This window comes from Streptomyces sp. NPDC059456, from assembly GCF_042750055.1.
Taxonomy (GTDB): Bacteria; Actinomycetota; Actinomycetes; order Streptomycetales; family Streptomycetaceae; genus Streptomyces.
The window spans coordinates 4715-5988 of record NZ_JBHYVA010000494.1; the positions used below are offsets into that span (position 1 = coordinate 4715).

1 protein-coding gene is annotated in these 1274 nt (G+C 68.1%); it reads left to right on the top strand.

Annotation, left to right across the window (positions count from 1 at the left end; genetic code table 11):
- The first annotated feature begins 423 nt into the window (after positions 1 to 423).
- Entirely contained in the window at positions 424 to 1143 is a 720-nt protein-coding gene (locus ACFXA3_RS31400) for a transglycosylase SLT domain-containing protein (protein WP_385192244.1), read from the top strand.
- Positions 1144 to 1274: the final 131 nt, after the last annotated feature.

Below are 1274 nucleotides of genomic sequence, written 5' to 3' on the forward strand. Positions count from 1 at the left end.
GTGTTGATCGTATCCGTGTTCCCGGGTAGGGGGGCAAAACCCCAATCGCGGAAAAGAGTGTGGGGGCCGCCCGGCAACGGCCCGGGACCTTGGCGGGGCGGCGTCGTGCTGCACAGGTCTTTGGCGAAACCAACGGCAACATGCCAGGTGTGACCTTTCCCACGCAACGGAGAATTGCCTTGCGGTGTACGGGTCCGGCAGAGTCTGTTTTCCGTCAGGCCCCGCATACGGCACTCCTGTATCTCCGGTAACCCGTGAGGTACGAGCAGCACCACAACTCCACAGTCGTTCGCCGTATGCCGCCCGAGCTTCACGCGGCAGCCCCTGCAAGGGAGTTGCCCACGGGTCCGCGCCTCCAGTGACCGCAGCACCACGGAGGCCAGTGTCGAGGGCACTATTGCGCCCGCCCGGTCACTGCGGACGCTGCTGGAAGGACACCGTGTGAGCCGGATCTCGGTCCGGGGATTCGCAGTGGCTTCGGCCACCGCAGTCACCACCGTCGGCGCAGTCGTGGGCGTTGCCGCTGGCGACCCCGCAGCTTCGAACGATCTCGAGACCACCGCGTCCGGGGCGACCCTCCTCACGGACATCCCGGTCGGCGAGCAGGCGCAGGTCCAGAACGCGTCCCTGACGCAGCAGGCCGACGCGATCGCCCAGGGCGCCGACACCGACGCCAAGCGCGTCGCCGAGGAAGCCGCCCGCATCCAGGCCGCCGAGGACGCCAAGTCCAAGAAGGCCGAGGCGCAGAAGGCCGCCGACGAGAAGGCGAAGAAGGACCGCGAGGAGAAGGAGCAGATCGCCAGCCGCTCCGCGACCCGCAGCGCCGGAGACTTCGCCCCCCAGAGCTCCTACACGGTCGCCCAGGTCAAGGACATCGCCCGCCAGATCGTTCCGGCCGGGCAGTTCCAGTGCTTCTCGAACATCATCAACGAGGAGTCCACCTGGAACTACAAGGCCGTCAACTCGTCCTCGGGCGCGTACGGTCTGGTCCAGGCGCTCCCGGGTTCGAAGATGTCCTCGGTCGCCGACGACTGGCGCACCAACCCGGCCACCCAGATCCAGTGGGGCCTCAACTACATGAACGGCCGCTACGGCAGCGCGTGCAGCGCCTGGAGCTTCCACCAGGCCAACGGCTGGTACTAGTACCGCTCAACCTCGAGGAGCCCCCGCCCCGCCTAAGGGTGGGGGGGGCGCGCGGGGTAGGGGGGGGGGGTGGTTTACAGGGGGGGGGGGGGGGAAATACATTAGGAAATGGGCGGGGGGGGCGGGCGGGG